Here is a 24,249-nt window from a genome sequence, read left to right as displayed (position 1 = left end):
CCGCGTGTCGCAACACACCCCCGATCTGCCCCCCGAACTGCGTCCCCTGGCGCAAATGCCGCTGTTCAAGCGCCTGGCTGCCCGGCTGTTTGGCCACGGATTGACGCGCCTGCGGGCCCAGCACCGTTTTTCGTGGCTGCATGGCCAGGCGGATGGTTTTCGCAGTGGGCATGAAGCGGGTGTGGAGTATGGCTACCAGGAAGGCAAGCGCGACGGCATCGAGGAGGGGCGCCAGGTCCTGTTGATTCGTGACTTTCGCAGTGATGAGCACCGTGCGCCCGCAATTGATGACAGCCTATTCGACGATTGGCGCCTGCCATTGACCCTTGAGCTGAAAAAACGCATCAAGGCCGATGTGGCACGCTTGCTACCGGCCCATGCCCAGCCCAGCGCGGCCCAGTGGAAGATGATCTTCAGCGACACCCCGTCAACCTCGGTGATTGCCGGGGCCGGGGCCGGCAAGTCCACCTCGCTGGTCCTGCGCATCCTGTTGTTGACCCATTACCTGGGCTTTGAGCTGAGTTCCATGACCGTGGTGACCTTCACCCGTGAGTCGCGCAAGGACTTCATCGGCAAACTCATGGAGATTCTCAGCCTGTGGGGCCAACCCCTTGGTTTGAAAGAGGCCCAGGCCGTGGTGCGCACCTTTCATTCACGCATCCTGCCCATGGTCCGCAGCCTGCCGGGCTTCGAGCGCTTGCAGGCCTTCGAGAACCTGCACAACGGCACCTACGATGACGACGCTGACAGCAACCCCTTCGAGCTGCGCATCAACGATGCCCAGCGCCAGCAGCTCAATGCCTGTTACCACGGGCTCTACGGCCGGCACACACGCTTTCGCGAGCTGATTGCGCCGATGGCGCGCCACGCCTTGCAGCTCAAGGAGTTGGAGCGCGACCACCCGGATGTGCAGAAGCGCGTGGCGGTCACCGAGTTGGCGGCCAAGCGTGACGAAGAACTGTGCGATGTGATCGAGGACCTGTGGTTTCGCGCCGGCGCCTGGCCGATCAAGGGCATCGAGCCCAACCGTCAGAGCGTTGAAATCAATGGCGCGGCGTTCCACTGCCACGGCTACAGCGCCGAATTGGACGCCTGGGTGGTACTGGGCTTCGACGCCAGGGAAAACCCGCAGATCGCCCGCCCAGGGGCCAAGCTGTCGGTGCGCGCCGAATGGGCAGTCAAGCGCACCCTATTTCAAGCTTTCTGTCGCAAGCCTTTGATATGGTTGGATAACTACGAGTCTTCAAAGCGTCTTTTGAGCAGCCTGGCGGGCGATGCTAGCTCGGGGCCGGGGTTTGATTACAAGGTCAAGGGCGAGTTGGCTTCGGCGCCGTTGTTGGACTGCTTTGTCACCGCCGCCGGGTTTATTGAAAACCTCGGCCTGGACGTGCCTACGGCCGTAGGCCAGATGAGCTTTGCCAAGGATGACCCGGACCGCGCCTTCTTCGAAGCCCTGAGCATTTTCTGGAAGGCCCTGGAAGATCACCTGCTGGACCAGTCGCCGCCGATCATGACTTACAACCGCATGTTTTCGCTGTTTGGCGAGAACACCCCGGAGAACCTCAAGTTGCTCAGCGACGGGCTGTTGCGCCCGCTGTCGCACTTGATGATCGACGAGTTCCAGGACGTTTCGCCGCAGATCGTCTCGTGGATCCGCGCCAGCCTGCGCGAGATCCGCAGCCGTGGGCCGGCAATGCATGTGGGGCGCGGTGCCCAGCACTCCTCGCTGTTGTGCGTGGGTGATGACTGGCAGTCGATCTATGGATGGCGCGGCAGTTCGCCCAAGTACTTCATGGAGTTCAACAAGGAATTCCCGTCACCAAGCACCACCCGGGTAATGCTCGGGGAGAACTTCCGAAGCCACCAGCACATCATCGATGCCGCCGAGCATATCGTTAAAGCCGCACCGGCAATCAGCGGTAAAAAGGCCAAGGCCAGCGGCGCAGCCAAGGCGCTGATACCGGTGCAGGTGCTGGATCGAGATGAGGCCGCCTTGGCGCAGCAGTTGCTGGCGCACTATCAACGGGGCGAATCGGTGTTAATGCTGTATCGAAAAAGCAGCGATAAGCTGTTGATTCAGGAGCATATTCAGTCAATAGTTAACCTTGATTCTAGCTTGCCGTCGGCCCAGCGCCGCCTGAAACAACTGACCTATCACAGCGCCAAGGGACTGCAGGCGGATGCGGTGTTTTTGCTGGGCGATTGCCAGCACCTGACGCGCTCACCCTACAAGAACCAGGTGTACCGCATGGCCGGGCTTGGCAGGGACGGCGATGCCGAGCCCTATGACAATGCGCAAAAAGACGAGGTGCTGCGCCTGGCCTATGTCGGGATTACCCGGGCAGTGAGCCATTGCTACTGGTATGTCGAAGGGCAGGATGGCCAAGGCGCGAATGCGCCGAGGGCGTCGGACCGAGTGGCGGGGGGCAAAGTGTTCTTTGATGACCGCCGGGTGGCGAAGGTGAAGTAGAGGGGTTGCTGGGGCAAGTGGGCAAGTGGGCTTAGTGGGATTGCTGTGGCGAGCGGGCTTGCCCCGCGCTGGGCTGCGCAGCAGCCCTAGAACCGACGCCCTCGGTTTACCTGACTAAACTCAGTGAGCTTATTGGGGCTGCTGCGCAGCCCAGCGCGGGGCAAGCCCGCTCGCCACAAGAAGGCCGCTGCCACAACAAGCCCGCTCGCCACAGCAAGCCCTGCAACTACGCCTGCCGCAACTGCGGGCGTATAAACGATTCGAGCTCTGCCTCAATCGCTTCGATAATGCGTTCCACATCCGCGGCGTTCATCACCGTGGCACAGGGAATGCCAGCAATGGCGATCAGGGTTTCGCCACTCTCTCGGTCAAACAATCGCGCGATCATGCTGCCGGGCGCGTCCATGCTGCCTTCAAAGCCTACCGGGTGAAAATGCCAGCGCATCAACTGGCAGGCATTGGGGAATGTCACTTTGTTCATGTGACCAACCTTGTTCATTGAGCGCTTCCTTTAGCTCGCGGCAAGGGCGTCAGGTCCATCAATGGTCCTGACCGTGAAGCTTAAAAAATAGCACTCACTCGCAATAGGTATCGGGTTTTTTTCGGTCCGTTCGGCAGTTGCTTGCAAGAAGTTTGACGTGGGTCATGTCTTACAACTGCTTAGGCAAAAGGCCATTATTTGAAACTGTCACTTTGCCATTGAAGCACTCGGTAAAGTTGTGCAAGCTCCAGGCTTTAGCCGCTTGCGAGTGTTGTATGCCACAGACCGTCCCGGCCGATAGCCCGCAACAGACGCAAGCGACTGCCGACGTAGTGTTGCGCCATCACCTGTGCTGGAAGCACCGCGATCTGGACGGGGTCATGGCGCACTATCACCCAGATATCCAGTACCACGACTTCTTCCAGAACCGTGTGGTGTGCTTCGACCAACTGCGTGAGTACCTGCAAGCCAGCATGCCCCGCGACCCCGATGAGGCTATCGAGCACACTGATCGTATCCGCACCGATGGCGATACTGCATTTATCCAGTATCGCGTGACCTTGCGTGGCGGCCAGGGCCTGGTGTCGTTTCGTACCAGTGAGGCGATCACCGTGCGCGACGGGCTGATCTGGCGTGTCAACGAATACGCATCCCTGGTACACGAACCCGCCACCAGCCGCTCCCGGTCCCAGGCCACGCGACCGACCGTCAGCCGCCTGGGCTTGTCGCCCCAGCAACTGAGCTACCTGGCCAACGATTTGCAGCAGTACTTCCAGCGTCAGCAACCGTATCTCGACCCTGAACTGGACCTGCAACGGGTAGCCAAGGAGTGTGGCTACAGTCGCAACCAGATTTCCTACCTGCTCAACCAGGTGCTGGGGCAGAGCTTCTACCGCTACGTCAACCAGGCCCGTCTGCAGCATTTGCTCGCGGCACTGGATGGCGCCACGCCGCCGATACGCATTGATGAGCTGGCATTTTCCGCCGGATTCAACTCGTTATCGGCGTTCTACAGCTGTTTCCGCCAACACACCGGCCTGTCACCCAAGGCCTACGTGAAACAAATTTCTCTGCGTGCACGCGCGCAAGACGACGACTGAAGCCAGGCACTAGGATCACGCCATCGACGTTTGGTGGTGGAGTCTGGGCATGCCGGCATGGCGCAAGATCAGTTTGTGGATGGACCAGCTGCAAGAGCCGCTGGAGGCGCGCGCGTCCCTGGAGCATGACCTGGATGTCGATGTGGCCATTATTGGCGCCGGCTACACCGGGTTGTGGACTGCCTATTACCTCAAGCGCCACGCACCGCAGCTCAAGGTGGTGATCATCGAAGCCCAGACTGCCGGTTTCGGCGCTTCCGGGCGCAATGGTGGTTGGTTGATGGGCAACCTCTTGGGCGAAGACCGCTTGCTCGCCGGTTTACCTGCCGAGCAACGCCGGGCCTCGTTTGACCTGCTGCACGGCATCCCCGATGAAGTCGGGCAGGTGCTGCAGCGCGAAGGCATCGACTGCGACTACCGCAAGGGCGGGGCGTTGCACTGTGCCGCCCGCTACCCCGAGCAAGAAGCCAGCCTGCGCGAATACCTGGCCAAGCTCCACGGCCAAGGCCTGAGCGACGCTGACTACCGCTGGCTCAGCCCCGAGCAACTGGCCGGGCAGATCCGTATCGCCTCGGCTTATGGCGCGGTCTATACCCCCCACGTTGCGACGATCCATCCGGCCAAGCTGGTGCGCGGGTTGGCGCGGGTGGTCGAGGCCATGGGCGTGGCGATCTACGAGAACAGTCCGGTCACCCACTGGCAGGCCGCCAGCCTGCGCACCGCCAAGGCCCACGTCCGGGCCTCATGGGTGGTGCCAGCGGTGGAGGGCTATGCCCCGACGCTCAAGCCCCTGGGCCGCTATCAACTGCCGGTGCAAAGCCTGATCGTGGCGACCGAACCCTTGCCTGCCAGTACCTGGGAGGAAATCGGCCTGGATCAGGGCCAGGCTTTTGGTGAAAGCAGCCGCCAGGTCACCTATGGCCAGCGCACCGCGGATAACCGCCTGGTATTCGGGGCCCGCGGTGGTTATCAGTTTGCCGGCAAGTTGCGGCACAACTTCGACCTCACCGAAAGCGAGGTGGAGTTGCGCCGCTACCTGTTCTGCGAGCTGTTCCCGCAACTGCAGCATGTGCGCGTCACCCACTCCTGGGGGGGCAACCTCGGCATGTCGCGGCGCTTTCGGCCGCACATGCTGTGCGACCAACAGAGCGGCATCGCCTTGTCGGGCGGGTACGGCGGGGAGGGCGTCGGCGCCAGCAACCTGGGCGGGCGAACCCTGGCTGACCTGATCCTTGGGCGCGACACACCGCTGGTCCAGCAACCGTGGGTGCTGCGCGATGGCGGCCTGAACACCCTCAAGGGCTGGGAACCGGAGCCGTGCCGCTGGCTGGGCTACAACGCGATCATCCGCAGCTTTGTCCACGAGGACCAGACCCTGGCGGATCCGAACACCGCGCCCTGGCGGCGCAAGCTGGCCAGCGGCATGGCCGGCTTCATGGAAGGTTTCATGCACTAAGTCGCTTCAATCACCACAGGTATGACCATGAGCATTACCCAGTTCAAAGACACACTTAACCGCCACCTGCCGGACTCAAGCCCGGTCGCTGTGCCCCTCGGCACCCCGATTGCCGTGGCGTCCACCCTCAGCGTGGAGCGCAGCGATGGCGTCGAAACCGGCATCTGGGAATGCACCCCAGGCCGCTGGCGGCGCCAGATCGTGGCCCAGGAGTTCTGCCACTTTATCCGGGGCCGCTGCACCTTCACCCCCGATGACGGTGACACCCTGCAGATCGAAGCCGGTGATGCACTGATGTTGCCGGCCAACAGCACGGGGATCTGGGATATCCAGGAGACCGTGCGCAAGACCTATGTGTTGATCCTCTAATCTTTTGATCCTTGATCGCCTGCCATAAAAACAGCCCTATAACCGCCAGGAAATCGAACCATGAGACCCATTGCCCTGTTGCCCTTGATGCTGGTGGCGTCCCTGACCCAGGCCGCCGAAACGGTGAAGATCTACAACTGGTCGAGCTACATCGCACCGGATACCACCAAGAACTTCCAGAAGGAAACCGGGATCGGTTTCAGCTACGACGTGTACGACAGCAACGAGACCCTGGATGGCAAGTTGATGACCGGCAATTCGGGTTACGACGTGGTTTTCCCGTCCAACCACTTCATGGCCCGGCAGATCCAGGGTGGGGCCCTGAAAAAACTCGACAAGAGCCAGTTGCCGAACTGGAAGAACCTCAACCCGGTGCTGCTCAAGGCCCTGCAAACCAACGATCCGGGCAATGAACACGGCTTCCCGTACCTGTGGGGCAGCACTGGCATCGGCTATAACATCGACAAGGTCAAGGCCGTACTGGGCGACGATGCGCCGGTCGATTCCTGGGACTTGATCTTCAAGCCCGAGTACATGGAAAAACTCAGCAAATGCGGGGTGGCGATCCTCGATAACGGTCCGGAACTGCTGCCGATCGCCCTGAACTACCTGGGCTTGCCGCACCACAGCAAGAACCCCGAGGACTACAAAAAAGCCGAGGCGCTGCTGATCAAGGTGCGGCCCTACATCGCCTACTTCCATTCCTCCAAATACACCGGCGACCTGGCCAACGGCGATATCTGCGTGGCGGTAGGCTTCTCGGGTGACGTGCTGCAGGCCGAAAGCCGGGCCAAGGAAGCCAAGAATGGCGTGAAAATCGGCTACAACATCCCCAAGGAAGGCGCCGCGATCTGGTTCGACATGGTCGCCATGCCCGCCGACGCCCCGGATGAAAAAGCCGGCTATGCCTTCATGAACTACCTGCTACGCCCGGACGTGATGGCCGGTATCACCAACTTCGTGCACTACGCCAACGGCAACAGCGCTGCCGACAGCCTGGTAGACCCGGTGATCAAGAGCGACACCAAGGTGTACCCGAGCGAAGAGATGATGGGCAAGCTGTTCGCCCTCGAAGCCATGCCGATGAAGATCGACCGCATTCGCACACGGATCTGGAACACCATCCGCACCGGGCGCTAAGGCAGCAGGCTTACCCTGGTGGGGGCTGGAGTGTCAGGTTAGATAAATGTAACTGACACACCGCTATCGCGGGCAAGCCCGCTCCCACAGGGGTAACTCAGCGAGCAGAAAATTGTGACCACACCACAAGTCAAATGTGGGAGCTGGCTTGCCTGCGATGGCGGTAGGCCAGTCGACACATCCTTACTTGGTCCACCACTCCCACATGCCTGCCCTATGGGTTATCCAGGTCATGCCCCAGCGACTGGATGAACAACGAGAACAACTCCGGCTGCGACGAGATATCCAGCTTGGCGTAAAGGTGGCGTCGATGCACCTTGACCGTGTCCGGCGAGATGCTCAGGCGTTCGGCCATGGCCTTGGACGAGAACCCGCGCAGGACCAGGCGGGCGATTTCCAGTTCGCGCTCGGACAGCACCCCGCTGCCGAAATGGCTCAACGCATCGCGTATCTGGCTGGCCATTGCCTCGCCGGCCGGCGCGCGCTGGGTACTCTGCTGCCAATGCTGTTGCATCAACGGCAGCACCCACGCCGCCAGCAGCGACAGCAGCCCGGTTTCCGTCGCGCTAAATACCCGCTGCATCCCCAATGACAACGACAAGGTGCCCGCCCCAGGCAGTTGCAGGATGAATTGCACTTCATCCTCCAGCACGTTGTCGTGGAAGTAATTGAGGAAGTACTCGCTCTGGCGGAAATGGTCCGGCGCCACTTCTTCCAGGCGGTATACGCCACTGGCGTAGCCTTCGCGGCACGCCTGGAAGAACGGGTCGAGCAAGTACAAGCCATTGAGGTACACCAGCATCGACGCTGGTTTGCTGGTGGGCTGCGCGTCGTACTCTTCCAGCGCCTGGGGCGGGCCATCCACGGGGTAGAAGATCGCCAGGGCGTTATCAAAGGCGAGGTTCTGGTGCAGCAACAGCACCAATTGCTTCCAGAAGCGCTCGGTGCCAATTTGCGACACGGTACGGCCCAGGCCCGCATGCATGCTGATTTCCCTGAACAGGCTCATGTGATGGGTTCCGGTGGCTGAAAGATCGGCCAAGGGTTCGGTTTTTACCCAGCCCCGTCAAGGGGAGTACTCCAATAGGGGAATTGGCCGGTGCAGTGGCAACCCCTACATTCCCTGTAGGAGCGAGCTTGCTCGCGAAAAACCTGGGCGCGCTGCGGTTGCCCAGCCAGCACGCGTTTGCGTTGACGTCTTTCGCGAGCAAGCTCGCTCCTACAATAAAAAAATTGATCGCTCCTTCTTTTTCGTTTCTGCCTCAAACCAGCTTTCCAATAAAAAGAATAAACAAGAGGATAACGATATGAGCACCACCCCCACGCCTGATGGCGTGCTGAAACCAACCTTGAGTGTGTTCGATGTAGTGGCCATTACCGTTTCGGCGGTGACCCCAGCCAGTTCCGTGTTTGTCATTGCGCCGTTTGCCATCCAGCAAGCCGGCAGTGGGGTGTTCCTGGCGTTTGTGATGGCCGGGCTACTGGCGCTGATGTTCGCCTTTTGCTACGCCGAACTGGGGCGTGCCCATAACAGCGCGGGTGGCGAGTATGTGTACGCCAAGCGAGTGTTCGGCGGGATGGCGGGCTATGCCACCTTCCTCACCGTACTGGTAATGCTGCTGTTTATCCCGCCGGTATTGGCCACTGGCGCGGCGACCTACCTCAACAACGCCCTGGGCACGCAATTCGACTCACAAACCGTGGCCCTGGTGATCGTGGTCTGCAGTTACGCCCTGGGCATCCTCAATATCAAGCTCAATGCGTGGATCACCGGTACCTGCCTGCTGCTGGAAGTGGCGGCGTTGCTAGTGATTGTGTTTATCGGCTTTGGCAACCCGGTGCAGCCGGCCAGCGTGCTGTTCCAGCCGCAGATCGTCGAAAACGGCGTATTGCACCTGGCGCCCTGGGCCCTGGTGATCGGCGCCGTGGGCATCGGCCTGTTCTCGTTCAACGGCTATGGCCCGGCGGTGTTGTTGGCCGAAGACATGAAATGCGGCGGCAAGGGCGTGCACAAGGCGGTGCTGTGGTCCCTGGGCCTGGTGGTGGTGATCGAACTGGTGCCAATCACCGCACTGTTGATTGGCGCCCCATCCCTGCGCGAGATGATCAGCAGCCCGGACCCCATCGGTTACCTGCTGACCAGTCATGGCAATGAAACCCTGTCACGCCTGGTCAGTGCCGGGATCTTCCTCTCCGTGTTCAACGCCATCGTCGCCATCGTGATCCAGATCGGCCGGGTCGTGTTCAGCAGTGGCCGCGATGCGCTGTGGACACCGACCATCAACAAACTCTTCACCCGTATCCACCCGCGTTGGGATTCGCCATGGTTGGCCACGCTGTTCCTGGCGATCCCTTCGGCACTGCTCAGCTTCAGCTCCAACCTGGCGGACCTGACGTCCTTCAGCGTGTTGTTGATCATGCTGGTGTACCTGATCGTCGCCCTCAGCGCGCTGATGAGCCGGGTGCTGCTGCGTGACCGCGAGCACCCGTACCGCATGCCCCTGTGGCCTGTGCCGGCCTTGCTGGCTGTGGCGGGCGCGGGATATCTGTTGTTTACCTTGTTTATCGCCGCGTCCATGCGCGACATCATGATTATCATCGGCCTGCTGGCCTTGTCGGTGATCCTGTATTGCATCAGCGGCCGGTCGAGTCCGGCGTTCCAGAAACTGTAAGGAGTGGTTATGCGCGCACGTCAATTGGGCATTACGTTGGGGTTGGGCACACCCGGCGAATTGAATGCGATTACCGATGTCCCCGGGGTTCGGGTCGGCCACAGCACGCTCAAGGAGCAGATCGATGGCAAGCAGGTTCGCACCGGGGTCACGCTGATCCAGCCGCGGGCCGGTGCTGCGCGGCTGCAGCCGTGTTTTGCCGGGTATCACGTGCTCAACGGCAATGGCGACGCCACTGGCCTGGAATGGATCAGCGAAGCCGGGCTGCTGACCACGCCCATGGCAATCACCAACACCCACAGTATTGGCATTGTGCGTGACACCCTGATTGCCCTGGAGCGCGACAGCCTGGCTGACCCGGCGGTGTACTGGTGCATGCCGGTGGTGATGGAGACCTATGACGGCCTGCTCAACGATATCTGGGGCCAGCACATCGGGCCGGAGCATGTGCTCCAGGCCATGGCCAATGCCGAATCCGGCCCGGTGCAGGAAGGCGCGGTGGGCGGCGGCACCGGGATGATCTGCCATGAGTTCAAGGGCGGCATTGGCAGCGCTTCGCGCAAGTTGCCGGCGGAGCAGGGCGGCTGGACCGTTGGCGTGCTGGTGCAGGCCAACCACGGCAAGCGCCAGGAACTGCGGGTGGATGGGTATCCGGTGGGGCGCCATTTGATGGAAATTGCCTCGCCGTTTGCCGACCGTGGCACCCCGGGCATGGGCTCCATCGTGGTGATCATCGCCACCGATGCGCCGTTGCTGCCGCACCAATGCCAGCGCCTGGCACAACGCGCCTCCATCGGTATTGCCCGCACCGGCGGCGGCACCGAGGATTCCAGTGGCGATCTGTTCCTGGCGTTCGCCACCGGCAACCATGACCTGCCGCCTGCGGATTACGGGCGCAAGGACTTGCCCCTCAGTACGGCATTGAACATGGTCAACAATGATCATATTTCGCCATTGTTCAGTGCCGCGGCCGAGGCGGTGGAAGAGGCGATCATTAATGCGATCCTCGCCGGGGAAGACATGACCACTGCCGATGGCGTGCTGGTGCCGGGGTTGGATGGGCAGACGCTGCTGGAGGCAATGCGCCAGACGGGATGGCGCTAAAGGGTTGAGGGGGCGCCTGCGTCTGTGGCGAGCGGGCTTGTTGTGGCGAGCGGGCTTGCCCCGCGCTGGGTTGCGCAGCAGCCCCAATAGGACTTCCACGGACGTTCAGGTAAACCGCAGTGCCTGCTTTTAGGGCTCCTACGCACCCCAGCGCGGGGCAAGCCCGCTCGCCACAGGATGTATTGTGTTTAATGACACGGTGACACTTTTAAAATGCAACCCAATCAAATAATTGGATCCATTCAATATTAAAACGTGACCTGTCTGGCATTTAATTATTTAGCACTATTTAATATTTAAATAACCAACTTCCCGCCAAGCAGCCCAAAACAAATAATATAAACACTTCCTCCCCAATGTTTGCAGGCGTTATTCCTTTCGAGCACTTTCCCAGCAAAAAAAATACTGGACGTGTGATTTAAGTTTGTGTCAGTTTTCTTTCGCCTTCATAAGAGGCGAGTGATAGGACGATCTCGCCAGAGAGCGTCATATCGGACAAAAACTGTTCCACTTGCAAACAAGGAAGTACGTTTATGTCGAAAGTAAAAGACAAAGCTATTGTCTCGGCAGCTCAAGCAAGTAGTGCCTATTCACAAATCGATAGCTTTAGCCATTTGTACGACCGCGGCGGCAACCTCACGGTCAATGGCAAACCTTCGTTCTCTGTCGACCAGGCAGCCGACCATTTGCTGCGCGAAAACGCGGCATACCGGGACGTTGACGGCAACGGCAGGATCGATCTGACCTACACCTTCCTGACGTCGGCCTCTTCGGCGACCATGAACAAGCATGGCATCTCCGGGTTCAGCCAGTTCAGCAACCTGCAAAAAGGCCAGGCCGTACTGGCCATGCAATCCTGGGCCGATGTGGCCAATGTCACCTTCACCGAGAGAGCCTCGGGCGGCGACTTCCACATGACCTTCGGCAACTACAGCGCCGGCCAGGATGGTGCCGCTGCCTTTGCCTACTTGCCCGGCACCAATGAGAAGTACCACACGAGCGGCACGGATGGCACCTCGTGGTACCTGATCAACAACAGCTACACCGCCAACATCAACCCGGGCCTGAACAACTACGGGCGTCAGACCCTGACCCACGAGATCGGCCATACCCTGGGCCTGGATCACCCTGGCGACTACAACGCCGGGACCGGCAACCCGTCTTACCGAGACGCGGACTACGGCCAGGACACCCGTGGCTACAGCGTGATGAGCTACTGGGGCGAAAACAACACCAACCAGAACTTCACCAAAGGCGGGGTAGAGGCTTATGCGTCCGGCCCGCTGATCGACGATATCGCGGCGATCCAGAAGCTCTACGGTGCCAACTACAACACCCGTGCCGGCGATACCACCTACGGGTTCAACTCCAACACCGGGCGTGATCACCTCAGCGCCACCTCCAATGCCGACAAGCTGGTGTTCTCGGTATGGGACGGTGGTGGCAACGACACCCTGGATTTCTCCGGCTTTACCCAGAACCAGAAAATCAACCTCAACGAGACGTCGTTCTCCGATGTGGGCGGCCTGGTGGGTAACGTGTCGATCGCCCAGGGCGTGACCGTGGAAAACGCCTTTGGTGGTTCGGGCAACGACCTGTTGATCGGCAACGCAGTGGCCAACACCCTCAAGGGCGGGGCCGGCAATGACCTGATCTACGGCGGTGGCGGGGCCGACAAACTGTGGGGCGGCGCGGGCTCGGACACCTTTGTGTTCGGTGCCAGCTCCGACTCCCGCCCAGGTGCGGCGGACCAGATCCTTGACTTCACCTCGGGTTCGGACAAGATCGACCTGACCGGCATCACCAAAGGCAGCGGCCTGCATTTCGTCAACGCCTTTACCGGCGCTGCCGGCGATGCCGTGCTGACGTACGCCTCGGGTACCAACCTGGGCACGTTGGCGGTGGACTTCGCCGGGCACGGCGTGGCGGACTTCCTCGTCACCACCGTGGGCCAGGCGGCCTACAGCGACATCGTGGCCTGATCAAGGCGTAGGACCTGTGGTGAGCGGGGCTTGCTTGTTGTGGTAGGGGCTTACTTTGGTAAACGTTTGCTTTGGTGGTGGAGCTTGTCGTGGCGAGGGGGCTTGTCCCCCGTTGGACTGCGCAGCAGTCCCATTTTTCAGCTCCCGGCCAAGCCCGCTCGCCACAGCAACCCCCCACACAACAACAAGTGCTGCTCACCACAAACCGGGTACTGTTGATGACTATTTTTCGTAACGCAATCGCCTGGTTGATCCCGGCGTTGCTCGTGTCGGTAGGAGCCAACGCAATGGCAAGGATTCCTGTTTTACCCAGCACCGCCCAACTGGCCGGGCACTGGCAACTGCGCCGGCAAGAGCAGGTGTGCAAGCTGGATCTGATCGCTCAACCCAACAGCCTGGCCGGTGACATTGATTGTGCGCAGCAGTGGCTGGGGCAAACACCCCTGACCTGGCTGCCCACCCCGGATGGTATCTGGCTGATGAATGCCGAGGGCACCGGAATAACCCATTTGAACCGGCAGAAAGAAGGCGAATATACCGCGCGTTCTGCTACTGGGTTGGAGCTGTTACTGCAACGTACACAATAATAAAGTCATGCGGTTATAGATTTATAACCGCCGGATATAGGGGTATTTACTGGGCGTGACCTATCTCAACCTGTCACTTCCAACGTATTAAACACCTTATAAATAGTTGCCCGCCCCCTTTAGTGGGGCGCTCGGCAGACTATCGCACGTATTTCAGTCCAGGGAAGATCAGGCGACATGGCGAAGACCACTCCCACTGCACCACTGTTTAAAGCCCTCGGCGATTATAAAAGTATCCTGATCAGCGTCGGTTGTTTCACTGCGCTGATCAATTTGCTGATGCTGGTGCCGTCCATTTATATGCTGCAAGTTTATGACCGGGTCCTGTCATCGCAGAACGAAACCACCTTGGTGATGTTGACCCTGATGGTGGTGGGGTTCTTTGCCTTCATCGGCACCCTGGAAGTGGTGCGCAGCTTTATCGTGATCCGCATCGGCAGCCAATTGGAGCGCCGGTTCAACCTGCAGGTGTACAAGGCCGCCTTCGAGCGCAACCTGCAACGGGGCGAAGGCCACGCCGGGCAATCCTTGGGCGACTTGACCCATATCCGCCAGTTCCTCACCGGGCCGGCGTTGTTTGCGTTCTTCGATGCGCCGTGGTTCCCCATCTACTTGCTGGTGATCTTCCTGTTCAACGTGTGGCTTGGGGTGTTGGCCACGGCTGGGGCCGTGCTGTTGATCGCTCTGGCATGCCTGAACGAATACCTGACCAAAAAACCGTTGCGCGAAGCCAGCGGCTACTCGCAACAGTCCACCCAATTGGCCACCAGCCACTTGCACAACGCCGAGACCATCCAGGCCATGGGCATGCTGGGGGCGCTGCGCGCTCGTTGGTTCCAGGTGCATTCGCGGTTTCTCGGCTTGCAGAACCAGGCCAGCGACACCGGTTCGGTGATCAGCTCCCTGAGCAAGTCCTTGCGCCTGCTCCTGCAATCGCTGGTGCTGGGGCTCGGTGCCTTGTTGGTGATCAAGGGCCAGATGACCGCCGGGATGATGATTGCCGGGACCATTCTGATGGGGCGGGTGCTCAGCCCGATCGACCAGTTGATCGCGGTGTGGAAGCAATGGAGCTCGGCCAAGCTGGCCTACCAGCGCCTCGATGAGCTGTTGCAGGAGTTCCCGCCGGGGGCGCAGGCCATGGCGTTGCCGGCGCCCAAGGGCCAGGTGAGTTTCGAGCAGGTCAGCGCCGGCCCTCCGGGGCGGCGGGTGGCCACTTTGCACCAGGTCAGTTTCAACCTCGCGGCCGGTGAAGTGTTGGGGGTATTGGGGGCGTCCGGGTCCGGCAAATCGACCTTGGCGCGCGTGCTGGTGGGCGTGTGGCCGACCCTGGCCGGCACGGTGCGCCTGGACGGCGCCGATATCCATCGCTGGGACCGCGACGACCTTGGTCCGCACGTCGGTTACTTGCCCCAGGACATCGAGCTGTTCAGCGGCAGCATCGCCGACAACATCGCGCGTTTTCGCCAGGCAGACCCGGAGCGGGTGGTACAGGCCGCCCAGCAAGCTGGGGTGCACGACCTGATCCTGCGCCTGCCGCAGGGCTACGACACCGTGTTGGGCGACGACGGCAGCGGTTTGTCCGGAGGGCAGAAACAACGGGTGGCCCTGGCGCGCGCGCTGTATGGCGGGCCGCGCCTGATCGTGCTCGACGAGCCCAATTCCAACCTCGACACCGTGGGCGAGGCGGCTTTGGCCAGCGCCATCATGCAGATGAAAGCCCAGGGCAGCAGCGTGATCCTGGTCACCCACCGCTCTTCGGCGCTGGCCCAGGCCGACAAGCTGCTGGTGCTCAACGAAGGTCGCCTGCAAGCATTCGGCCCCAGCCAGGAGGTGCTGCGGGCGCTGTCCGGGCAAGCGGAACCACCCCGTGAAAAGGCCGGCGTCAGCCTCAGCCGTCAATATCCTGCGGCAAGGAATCCTGGCCAATGAGTACCGATAACAGCCTGCCAAACGAACAGATCTTCCCCGAGCGCGATGCGCGCTTTTTCGCCCGCCTGGGTTGGGTAATGACGGTGGTCGGCGCCGGAGGGTTCTTCCTCTGGGCCAGCCTGGCGCCCCTGGACCAGGGCATTCCTGTACAGGGCACGGTGGTGGTGTCCGGCAAGCGCAAGGCCGTGCAAACCCTGAGCCCCGGCGTGGTCAGCCGAATCCTGGTGCGCGAAGGCGAGGTGGTCAAACAGGGCCAGCCGCTGTTTCGCCTCGACCAGACCCAAAGCCAGGCCGACGTGCATTCCCTGCAAGCGCAATACCGCATGGCCTGGGCCAGCGTCGCCCGCTGGCAGAGCGAGCGCGACAACTTACCGGCGGTGGTCTTTCCCGCTGAACTAAGTAGCGCCGCCGATCCTGCGCTGGCCCTGGTACTTGAAGGCCAGCGTCAGCTGTTCAGCAGCCGGCGTGATGCCTTTGCCCGCGAGCAGTCGGGGATCCGCGCCAGTATTGAAGGCGCCAGCGCCCAACTCAACGGCATGCGCCGCGCCCGCACTGACCTGAGCGCCCAGGCGCAATCGCTACGTGATCAACTGGCCAACCTGCAACCCTTGGCCGACAACGGCTATATCCCGCGCAATCGCCTGCTGGAATACCAGCGCCAACTGTCCCAGGTGCAGCAGGACCTGGCGCAGAACACCGGTGAAAGTGGGCGTATCGAGCAAGGCATCCTCGAATCGCGCCTCAAGTTGCAACAGCACAGCGAGGAGTACCAGAAGGAAGTGCGCAGCCAACTGGCCGACGCACAGCTGCGCAGCCTGACCCTGGAGCAGCAGTTGACCTCCGCCGGCTTTGACCTGCAACACAGTGAAATCAACGCGCCGGCCGATGGCATTGCGGTGAACCTCGGGGTGCATACCGAGGGCGCAGTGGTGCGGGCCGGGGAAACCCTGCTGGAAATCGTGCCCCAGGACACGCGCCTGGAAGTGGAGGGGCGTTTGCCGGTGAACCTGGTGGACAAGGTCGGCAGCCATCTGCCGGTAGATATCCTGTTCACCGCCTTCAACCAGAGCCGCACGCCTCGGGTGCCGGGAGAAGTGAGCCTGATCTCCGCCGACCAGTTGCTCGACGAAAAAACCGGCGCGCCATATTACGTGCTGCGCACCACCGTCAGCGATGCTTCCCTGGAAAAGCTCCAGGGCCTGGTGATCAAGCCGGGCATGCCCGCCGAGATGTTTGTGCGTACCGGCGAGCGCTCGCTGCTCAACTACCTGTTCAAGCCGCTGCTCGACCGGGCCGGCTCGGCGTTGACCGAGGAATGAGCATGAAGCCCGTATTCATCGCCTTGCTCCTCGCCTGCAGCAGCGCCCAGGCCGCCATGGGCCCGTTCGATGTGTATGAACAGGCCCTGCGTAACGATCCGGTGTTCCTCGGCGCAATCAAGGAGCGTGACGCCGGCCTGGAAAACCGCACCATTGGCCGCGCCGGTCTGTTGCCGCGGCTGTCGTACAACTACAACAAGGGCCGCAACAACTCCCAGGCCAACCTGCCCGATGGCCGTGGCGGCCACTATCACGACGACCGCAACTACAACAGCTTCGGCTCGACCTTCACCCTGCAACAGCCGCTGTTCGACTACGAAGCCTATGCCAACTACCGCAAGGGCGTGGCCCAGGCGCTGTTTGCCGACGAGAGTTTCCGCGACAAGAGCCAGGCGCTGTTGGTGCGGGTGCTGACGTATTACACCCAGGCCCTGTTCGCCCAGGACCAGATCGATATCGCCCGGGCAAAAAAGAAAGCCTACGAGCAACAGTTCCAGCAGAACCAGCATCTGTTCCAGCAGGGCGAGGGCACGCGCACCGACATCCTGGAGGCCGAATCCCGTTATGAACTGGCGACCGCCGAGGAGATCCAGGCGCTCGACGAGCAGGACGCGTCGCTACGCGAACTAGGGGCGTTGCTCGGCGTACAGAGTGTCGATATTGCCGACCTGGCACCGTTGAATCAGAACTTTGCCGCTTTCACCCTGGCCCCGGCCAACTACGACAGCTGGCACGAATTGGCAATCACCAACAACCCGACCCTGGCTTCCCAGCGCCAGGCCGTGGAAGTGGCGCGTTATGAGGTGGAGCGCAACCGCGCCGGGCACTTGCCGCGGATCACCGCGTACGCCAGCTCGCGCCAGCAAGAGTCCGACAGCGGTAACACCTACAACCAGCGCTACGACACCAACACCATCGGTATTGAAGTCAGCGTGCCGCTGTATGCCGGGGGCGGCGTCTCGGCGTCCACCCGCCAGGCCGCCCGCTCCATGGAGCAGGCCGAGTACGAACTGGAGGGCAAGACCCGCGAAACCCTGATCGAGTTGCGTCGCCAGTTCAGCGCCTGCCTGTCGGGGGTGAGCAAGCTGCGGGCCTATCAAAAGGCCTTGGTCTCCGCCGAGGCGCTGGTGGTGTCGACCAAGCAGAGCATCCTCGGTGGCGAACGGGTCAACCTGGATGCCCTCAACGCCGAACAGCAGTTGTACAGCACCCGTCGCGACCTGGCCCAGGCCCGCTACGACTACCTGATGGCCTGGACGAAGTTGCACTACTACGCGGGCAATCTGCGTGACACCGACCTGGCCAAGGTCGACGAAGCCTTCGGCCCAGCCCAACGCTGACCCTGCGGGAGCCGGCTCCTACAGGGGATAACCCACACAATAAAAATGAGGAAGGTCACCGTGAATGCGAAACAACGAGGCTATCACTGCGTCATGCTGTGTGGGCTGGCCAGCCTGGGTACCGTCCAGGCCGCGCCCTACGTGGAAGTGGGCAAGCCGGGCGACGCCGCCAGTTGGCGCTCGGCGGAGTTCCAGCGCGACTGGGGCCTGGGGCGCATGCAGGCCGATCAGGCTTACGCCGCGGGAATCAGCGGTGCCGGGGTGAAGATCGGCGCCCTGGACTCGGGCTTCGATGCCAGCCACCCGGAAGCCTCCCCGGCGCGCTTCCACCCGGTGACCGCCAACGGCACCGATGTGGATGGCAGCCCGTTCTCCACTACCGGTGCGCTGAACCCCAATAACGACTCCCACGGCACCCATGTCACCGGCACCATGGCCGCTGCGCGTGACGGCACCGGCATGCACGGCGTGGCCTACAACGCGCAGCTCTATGTGGGCAACACCAACGCCAACGACAGCTTTCTGTTTGGCCCGACGCCCGACCCTAAGTACTTCAAGGCGGTGTACAGCGCCATGGTCGATGCCGGGGTGCGCGCGATCAACAACAGCTGGGGCAGCCAGCCCAAGGATGTCAGCTACCAGACCTTGAATGAACTGCACGCAGCCTATGCCCAGCACTTCAACCAGGGCACCTGGCTGGACGCCGCCGCCAATGTGGCGCGAGCCGGGGTGATCAATGTGTTCAGCGCCGGTAACAGCGGCTATGCCAACGCCAGCGTGCGCTCGGCCTTGCCGTACTTTGAGCCAGAGCTGGAAGGCCACTGGCTGGCGGTCTCGGGCCTGGACCAGGCCAATAACCAGAAGTACAACCAGTGCGGCATCGCCAAGTATTGGTGCGTCTCCACCCCCGGCGCGAAGATCGACAGCACCGTTCCCGGCGGCGGTTATGCGGTCAAGTCCGGCACCTCGATGTCGGCGCCCCATGCCACGGGGGCCTTGGCCCTGGTGATGGAACGCTACCCGTACCTGAACAACGAGCAAGCCTTGCAGGTGTTGCTGACAACGGCCACGCAACTGGACGGTTCACTGACCGATGCGCCGAGCGCCAAGATCGGCTGGGGCGTGCCGGACCTTGGCCGGGCGATGCATGGGCCGGGACAGTTGCTGGGCGCCATGGACGTCAATCTGGCGGCCGGGCAGGGCGATGTATGGAGCAATGGCATCTCCGACAAGGCGCTGCTGCAGCGCCAGGCCGAAGACAGCGCCGAGCACCTGGCCTGGCAACAGACCTTGCAGGACAAAGGCTGGGAAAATGGCATCGGCGCCGGCGCCAGCCAGCAGGAACAGACTGACTACGCCGTGGGCATGGCCCGGGATGCGGCCGCGGCCCAGCGCATTTACCAAGGCAGCCTGATCAAGTCCGGCGCCGGTAGCCTGGTGCTCAGCGGCGACAGCACCTATCGCGGCCCGACCACGGTCAATGGTGGGGTGTTGAAGGTCGATGGTTCGCTGGCATCGCAGGTCACGGTCAACAATGGCGGGACCTTGGGTGGTTCCGGGCGCATTGGCGCGTTGCAGGCCAACAGCGGCAGTGTGGTTGCGCCGGGCAATTCCATCGGCACCTTGAATGTGAGCGGGGATGTGAGCTTCGACGCCGGTTCCACCTATGCAGTGGAGCTGTCGAACGCCAGCAGTGACCGCATCGTCGCCGGCGGCAAGGCCAACCTCAACGGCGGCACCGTGACCCTGGCCCTGGAAAACAGCCCGACCTTGCTCAGCCAGCCCCAGGCGCAAAGCCTGATCGGCCGTCAGTACACCATCCTGCAGGCGGCGGGCGGGGTCACCGGCAGTTTTGGTGCGGTATTGCCCAACTACCTGTTCCTCGGTGGCGACCTCGACTACAGCGGCAACGGCGTGCAACTGGCTATCGCGCGCAATGACGCAAGCTTTGCCAGCGTCGCCGCAACCCGTAACCAGCGCGCCGTGGCCGCTGCGGCCGAGCAGCTGGGCGCTGGCAACCCTGTGTATGAAAGCGTGCTGAGCAGCGACTCCAGCGGGGTTGCCCGCCAGGCCTTCCAGCAGTTATCTGGCGAGATCTACCCGGCGGTGGGCGCCATGCTGATCAACGACAGCCGCCATGTACGCGATGCCGTCGGTGAGCGCCTGCGCCATGTGCCTGTGACGGGCGAAAGCAACCTGTGGATCAAGGCCCTCGGTGCCTGGGGCAAGGCCGACAGCCAAAGCGAATATGCCGGTTACACCCGCTCTATCGGCGGGATGTTGCTGGGCGTCGATGGCCAGTGGGACGAGCAGACCCGCGTGGGTGTGATGGCGGGCTATAGCGACAGTTCGCTGAACATGGGCGATGGCACGCATTCGTCGGCCGATGTCGACAGCTATCACCTGGGCACCTACGCCGGGCGTGAACTGGGCAACTGGCGCGTCAGCGTGGGCGGTGCCTATAGCTGGCATCGCGGCGATGTGCAGCGCGACCTGCAATACGGTGACGTCAGCGCCAAGCAAAAAACCAAACTGGATGCGCGCAGCCTTCAGGTGTTCACCGAGGCGGCCTACCGCCTGGACCTGCAAGCCCTGGCCCTGGAACCGTTCGCCAACCTGGCCTACGTGCACCTGGACAGCGAGCGATTGCATGAAAAAGGTGATGGCGCGGCCTTGCAACGCGGCAGTGATCGGCGTGACGCGACCCTCGGCACCCTGGGCCTGCGCGCGCTCAAAACCCTGTCTCTGAATGACCAGCAGCACGTGGAACTCTCCGGTTCCCTGGGCTGGCAGCACAGCCTTACGCCGGTTGAGTCCGAGGAACATCTGGCCTTTGTCGCTGGCGGCCCCTCGTTTGCCGTGCGCAGCACACCGTTGCAGCGCGACGCCGCGCTGGTGGGCTTGAAGGCCAGCCTGGCATTGAGTGACTCCACCCGGGTCAACCTCGATTACAGCGGCCAACTGGGCTCGAAGGAGAGCAACCAAGGGGTGGGCCTGAGCGTCGACTGGCAATTCTAAACTTGCGGCAGGAGCCGGTACGCCGGCTCTTGCTGGCGGGTGAATAAGAACAACAAACGCAACAAAACTAAGGAAGGTCACCGTGAACGCAAAACAACGAGGGTTTCACTCCGCCATCCCAACAGGCCCGGGCTACCCGCTCAAAGCCTTGAGTCGCGTGCCATACGGCGCGTTGCTGTGTTGCCTGGCCAGCCTGGGTACCGCCCAGGCCGCACCCTACGTGGAAGCCGGCAAACTGGGGGATGCCTCCAGTTGGCGCAGCAATGAGTTCAAGGCCGATTGGGGACTGGGGGCGGTCAATGCCGATGTGGCGTATGCCGCCGGTTACAGTGGCAAGGGCGTGAAGCTGGGGATTTTCGATCAGCCGGTATATGCCCAGCATCCCGAGTTCTCCAGCCCGGGCAAGGTGCAGACCCTGGTCACTGAGGGGATCCGCCAATACACCGACCCCTATATCCCGGTGAAGGCCGGTGACCCGTTCCGCTATGACGGTACACCGTCCCAGGGCTCCAACGGCAAGCTGGGCGACCACGGCACCCATGTCGGTGGCATCGCGGCTGGCGACCGCAACGGCGGGCCGATGCACGGCGTGGCCTATAACGCGCAGATCCTCAGTGCCGAGAACGGCGACCCGGGCCCCGAAGACGGCATCATCCTGGGCAACGACGGTGCGGTGTACCAGGCCGGCTGGGACAGCCTGGTGGCCAATGGCGCACGCATCATCAATAACAGCTGGGGGATCGGCATTGGCGAGCAGTTTGCCAAGGGCGGCAAAGACCCTGCGTTCGCGCATTTTGACCTGAGCGACGCGCAGGCCCAGTTCGACCAGATCAAGCCGTTGCTGGGTACCGCGCCAGGTGGCGCCTACACCGGGGCGATCAACGCGGCGCGCAGCGGGGTGCTGACGATCTTCGCGGCCGGCAACGACTACAACCTGAACAACCCTGATGCGATTTCCGGCCTGGCTTACTTCGTACCCGAGATCACGCCCAATTGGCTGTCGGTGGCCGCACTGCAACGCAACCCGGACACCAACAGCCCCAACCCTTATGTGATCAGCACCTTCTCGTCCCGTTGCGGCTATGCCGCCAGTTTCTGTGTGTCAGCACCGGGCACGGCGATCTACAGCTCGGTGATGGTGGGCACCACGGTCGATAACATGACCCTGGGCTGGAACAATAAAAACGGCACCTCCATGGCCGCTCCCCACGTGGCAGGCGCCGCCGCCGTCTTGATGGAGCGTTTCCCGTATATGAGTGGCGAGCAGATCTCCACGCTGCTCAAGACCACCGCCACCGACCTCGGTGCACCGGGCATCGACGCGCTGTACGGCTGGGGCATGATCAACCTGGGCAAGGCGGTCAGCGGGCCGGGCATGTTGGTCACCGCCGAGGACATCCCGGCCGAGTTCCGCGTCGAGGGCGGCTACGGCAGCGGCCAGTTTGTCGCGGACTTGCCGGGGGTAGGGGCGGTGGTCGACGCCGGCAAGCCCACCGAGCGTGTATGCGACGATCTGCACTGCGGGCGGGATGTATGGAGCAACGACATTTCCGGTCATGGCGGCCTGACCAAGCAAGGCATCGGCACGCTGGTGCTGACCGGCAGCAATACCTACAGCGGGCCGACCCTGGTCAATCAGGGCCTGCTGGCGGTCAATGGCTCGCTGGTATCCCAGGTCACGGTGAGCAACAGCGGCGTGTTGGGCGGCTCCGGCAGCATCGGCGCGCTGCACGCGAAAAGCGGCGGTACGGTAGCGCCGGGCAACTCCATTGGGACGTTGAACGTGGCCGGGGATCTCAACTTCGACGCCGGGTCCACCTATGCGGTAGAGCTGTCGAACAGCAGCAGTGACCGCATCGTCGCCGGCGGCAAGGCCACCCTCAACGGCGGCACTGTGACCCTGGCCCTGGAGAACAGCCCGACACTGCTCAGCCAGCCCGAGGCGCAAAGCCTGATCGGCCGCCAGTACACCATCCTGCAGGCGGCAGGGGGCGTCACCGGTAGCTTCGCGCAGGTACTGCCCAACTACCTGTTTGTGGGCGGCAACCTGAACTATGGCGCCAACGGTGTGCAACTGGATGTCGCGCGAACTGCCAACAGCTTCGCCAGCGTGGCATTGACCGATAACCAGCGTGCCGTGGCGGGCGCTGCCGAACAACTGGGCGCGGGTAATGGCGTGTATGAAAGCCTGCTGTTGGCGCCGAGTGCGGCTTCGGCGCAAGGGGCGTTCCAACAGTTGTCGGGGGAAATCTACCCGGCCCTGGAAACCGCCCTGGTCAATGACAACCGCTACCTGCGCGAAGCGGTAGGCGAGCGCCTGCAGCAGGGCGAAATGGGCTCCTCGCCACAGACCATCGACACCCGCGGCAATGTCTGGGTCAAGGCGCTTGGTGTCTGGGGTAAAACCGACAGCAGCAGCGACACGGCGGGCTACACCACTTCCATCGGCGGATTGCTCGCGGGTGTGGACGGTGCGCTGGATGAAGACACGCGCCTGGGGCTGGTCGCCGGCTACAGCGATACCTCGCTGAACATGGGCGATGGCACCCACTCGCGGGCATCGGTGGACAGCTACCACTTGGGCGCCTATGCCGGGCACGAAATCGGCGCCTGGCGCCTGAGCGGTGGGGCGACCTACAGCTGGCATCGCGCCGATGTAAAGCGTGAGCTGCAATACGGCGAAGTCGCCGGCAAGCAGAAAGCCAAGGTCGATGCCCGCAGCACCCAGCTCTTCACCGAAGCGGCTTATCGCCTGAACCTGCAACCGCTGGCGCTGGAACCATTCGCCAACCTGGCCTATGTGCACCTGGACAGCGATGGCTTCAGCGAGAAAGGCGACGCGGCGGCGCTCAAGGGCGGCGATGACACACGCGACCTGGTGCTGAGCACCCTCGGCGTGCGTGCCTTGAAGACCTTCAACCTCACCGACCATCAGGCTCTGGACGTTTCCGGCACCCTGGGGTGGCAGCACAACCTCAGCGCCACCGATTCCGCGCGCCACCTGGCGTTTGCCTCAGGCAGTAGCGCGTTTGCCGTGCAAAGCGCACCGATGGTACGCGATGCCGCATTGGTCGGCGCACGGGCCAGCCTGGCGCTGAGCAAGGATGCGCGGTTGAACTTTGACTACAACGGCCTGCTGGCCAGCAAGGAGAAAATCCACGGCGTGGGCTTGAGCCTCGACTGGGCGTTCTGAGTTTTACCCTGTAGGCGCCGGCTTGCCGGCTCCTACAAGGGGCGGTGTGATGTTCAGGATTTTTAGCTTTCTCGACAATTCCAACAAAA

General features: G+C 62.1%; 16 protein-coding genes. 14 read left to right on the top strand and 2 right to left on the bottom strand.

Features of this window, described 5'->3' with window-relative positions:
- Positions 1–4: 4 nt before the first annotated feature.
- Positions 5–2,470, top strand: a complete 2,466-nt coding sequence (locus tag BHC62_RS09860) for a UvrD-helicase domain-containing protein (RefSeq protein WP_070994882.1) — start codon at positions 5–7, stop codon at positions 2,468–2,470.
- Positions 2,471–2,696: 226 nt separating this feature from the next.
- On the opposite strand, the gene BHC62_RS09855 is transcribed toward BHC62_RS09860, so the two are convergent.
- On the bottom strand, positions 2,697–2,969 hold the full coding sequence (locus BHC62_RS09855) for a DUF1652 domain-containing protein (RefSeq protein WP_070994881.1): 273 nt from the start codon (positions 2,967–2,969) through the stop codon (positions 2,697–2,699).
- Positions 2,970–3,226: 257 nt separating this feature from the next.
- Here BHC62_RS09855 and BHC62_RS09850 point away from each other — a divergent pair, with 257 nt between their 5' ends.
- Genes BHC62_RS09850 through BHC62_RS09835 form a run of 4 tightly spaced genes read left to right on the top strand, consistent with a single transcriptional unit; the run spans position 3,227 to position 7,016 of the window.
- Positions 3,227–4,051 carry an AraC family transcriptional regulator gene (locus BHC62_RS09850; RefSeq protein WP_070994880.1) on the top strand — a complete coding sequence of 275 codons (825 nt, stop codon included), beginning with the start codon at positions 3,227–3,229 and terminating at the stop codon, positions 4,049–4,051.
- 49 nt (positions 4,052–4,100) lie between these two features.
- Positions 4,101–5,507 (top strand): FAD-binding oxidoreductase, encoded by a 1,407-nt coding sequence (locus BHC62_RS09845; RefSeq protein WP_070994879.1) that lies wholly within the window; start codon positions 4,101–4,103, stop codon positions 5,505–5,507.
- Positions 5,508–5,534: 27 nt separating this feature from the next.
- Positions 5,535–5,876: a cupin domain-containing protein gene (locus tag BHC62_RS09840; RefSeq protein ID WP_070994878.1), complete on the top strand. Its 342-nt coding sequence runs from the start codon at positions 5,535–5,537 to the stop codon at positions 5,874–5,876.
- A gap of 60 nt (positions 5,877–5,936) precedes the next feature.
- Positions 5,937–7,016, top strand: coding sequence for a polyamine ABC transporter substrate-binding protein (locus tag BHC62_RS09835; protein ID WP_029299982.1), 1,080 nt, complete (start codon positions 5,937–5,939; stop codon positions 7,014–7,016).
- 214 nt (positions 7,017–7,230) lie between these two features.
- Here the strand turns inward: BHC62_RS09835 and BHC62_RS09830 are convergent, their stop codons facing one another.
- Positions 7,231–8,025 (bottom strand): helix-turn-helix transcriptional regulator, encoded by a 795-nt coding sequence (locus BHC62_RS09830; protein ID WP_029299980.1) that lies wholly within the window; start codon positions 8,023–8,025, stop codon positions 7,231–7,233.
- Positions 8,026–8,323: 298 nt separating this feature from the next.
- Here BHC62_RS09830 and BHC62_RS09825 point away from each other — a divergent pair, with 298 nt between their 5' ends.
- The 9 genes from BHC62_RS09825 (at position 8,324) to BHC62_RS09785 (ending at position 24,160) form a co-directional block, all read left to right on the top strand.
- On the top strand, positions 8,324–9,688 hold the full coding sequence (locus BHC62_RS09825) for an APC family permease (protein ID WP_029299978.1): 1,365 nt from the start codon (positions 8,324–8,326) through the stop codon (positions 9,686–9,688).
- Positions 9,689–9,697: 9 nt separating this feature from the next.
- Positions 9,698–10,792 carry a P1 family peptidase gene (locus tag BHC62_RS09820; protein WP_029299975.1) on the top strand — a complete coding sequence of 365 codons (1,095 nt, stop codon included), beginning with the start codon at positions 9,698–9,700 and terminating at the stop codon, positions 10,790–10,792.
- A 533-nt stretch (positions 10,793–11,325) separates the two neighbouring features.
- Entirely contained in the window at positions 11,326–12,774 is a 1,449-nt protein-coding gene (locus BHC62_RS09815; RefSeq protein WP_070994877.1) for a serralysin family metalloprotease, read from the top strand.
- A 218-nt stretch (positions 12,775–12,992) separates the two neighbouring features.
- Positions 12,993–13,361, top strand: coding sequence for an AprI/Inh family metalloprotease inhibitor (locus tag BHC62_RS09810; RefSeq protein WP_071610022.1), 369 nt, complete (start codon positions 12,993–12,995; stop codon positions 13,359–13,361).
- 177 nt (positions 13,362–13,538) lie between these two features.
- Positions 13,539–15,290, top strand: coding sequence for a type I secretion system permease/ATPase (locus BHC62_RS09805; RefSeq protein ID WP_070994875.1), 1,752 nt, complete (start codon positions 13,539–13,541; stop codon positions 15,288–15,290).
- Entirely contained in the window at positions 15,287–16,609 is a 1,323-nt protein-coding gene (locus BHC62_RS09800) for an HlyD family type I secretion periplasmic adaptor subunit (protein ID WP_070994874.1), read from the top strand. Before BHC62_RS09805 ends, BHC62_RS09800 begins: the two co-directional genes overlap by 4 nt.
- A 2-nt stretch (positions 16,610–16,611) precedes the next feature.
- A complete protein-coding gene (locus tag BHC62_RS09795) occupies positions 16,612–17,949 on the top strand; it encodes a TolC family outer membrane protein (RefSeq protein WP_029299966.1) in 1,338 nt (445 codons plus the stop codon).
- Positions 17,950–18,042: 93 nt separating this feature from the next.
- Positions 18,043–20,967 carry an autotransporter serine protease gene (locus BHC62_RS09790; RefSeq protein WP_070994873.1) on the top strand — a complete coding sequence of 975 codons (2,925 nt, stop codon included), beginning with the start codon at positions 18,043–18,045 and terminating at the stop codon, positions 20,965–20,967.
- A gap of 115 nt (positions 20,968–21,082) precedes the next feature.
- Positions 21,083–24,160, top strand: a complete 3,078-nt coding sequence (locus tag BHC62_RS09785) for an autotransporter domain-containing protein (RefSeq protein WP_371128912.1) — start codon at positions 21,083–21,085, stop codon at positions 24,158–24,160.
- Positions 24,161–24,249 lie beyond the last annotated feature (89 nt).

It is taken from the genome of Pseudomonas sp. 06C 126 (assembly GCF_001855215.1).
GTDB classification, from domain to species: domain Bacteria; phylum Pseudomonadota; class Gammaproteobacteria; order Pseudomonadales; family Pseudomonadaceae; genus Aquipseudomonas; species Aquipseudomonas proteolytica.
The sequence above is the reverse complement of the archived record's forward strand: the minus strand, read 5'-3'. Positions and strand labels throughout refer to the sequence as shown.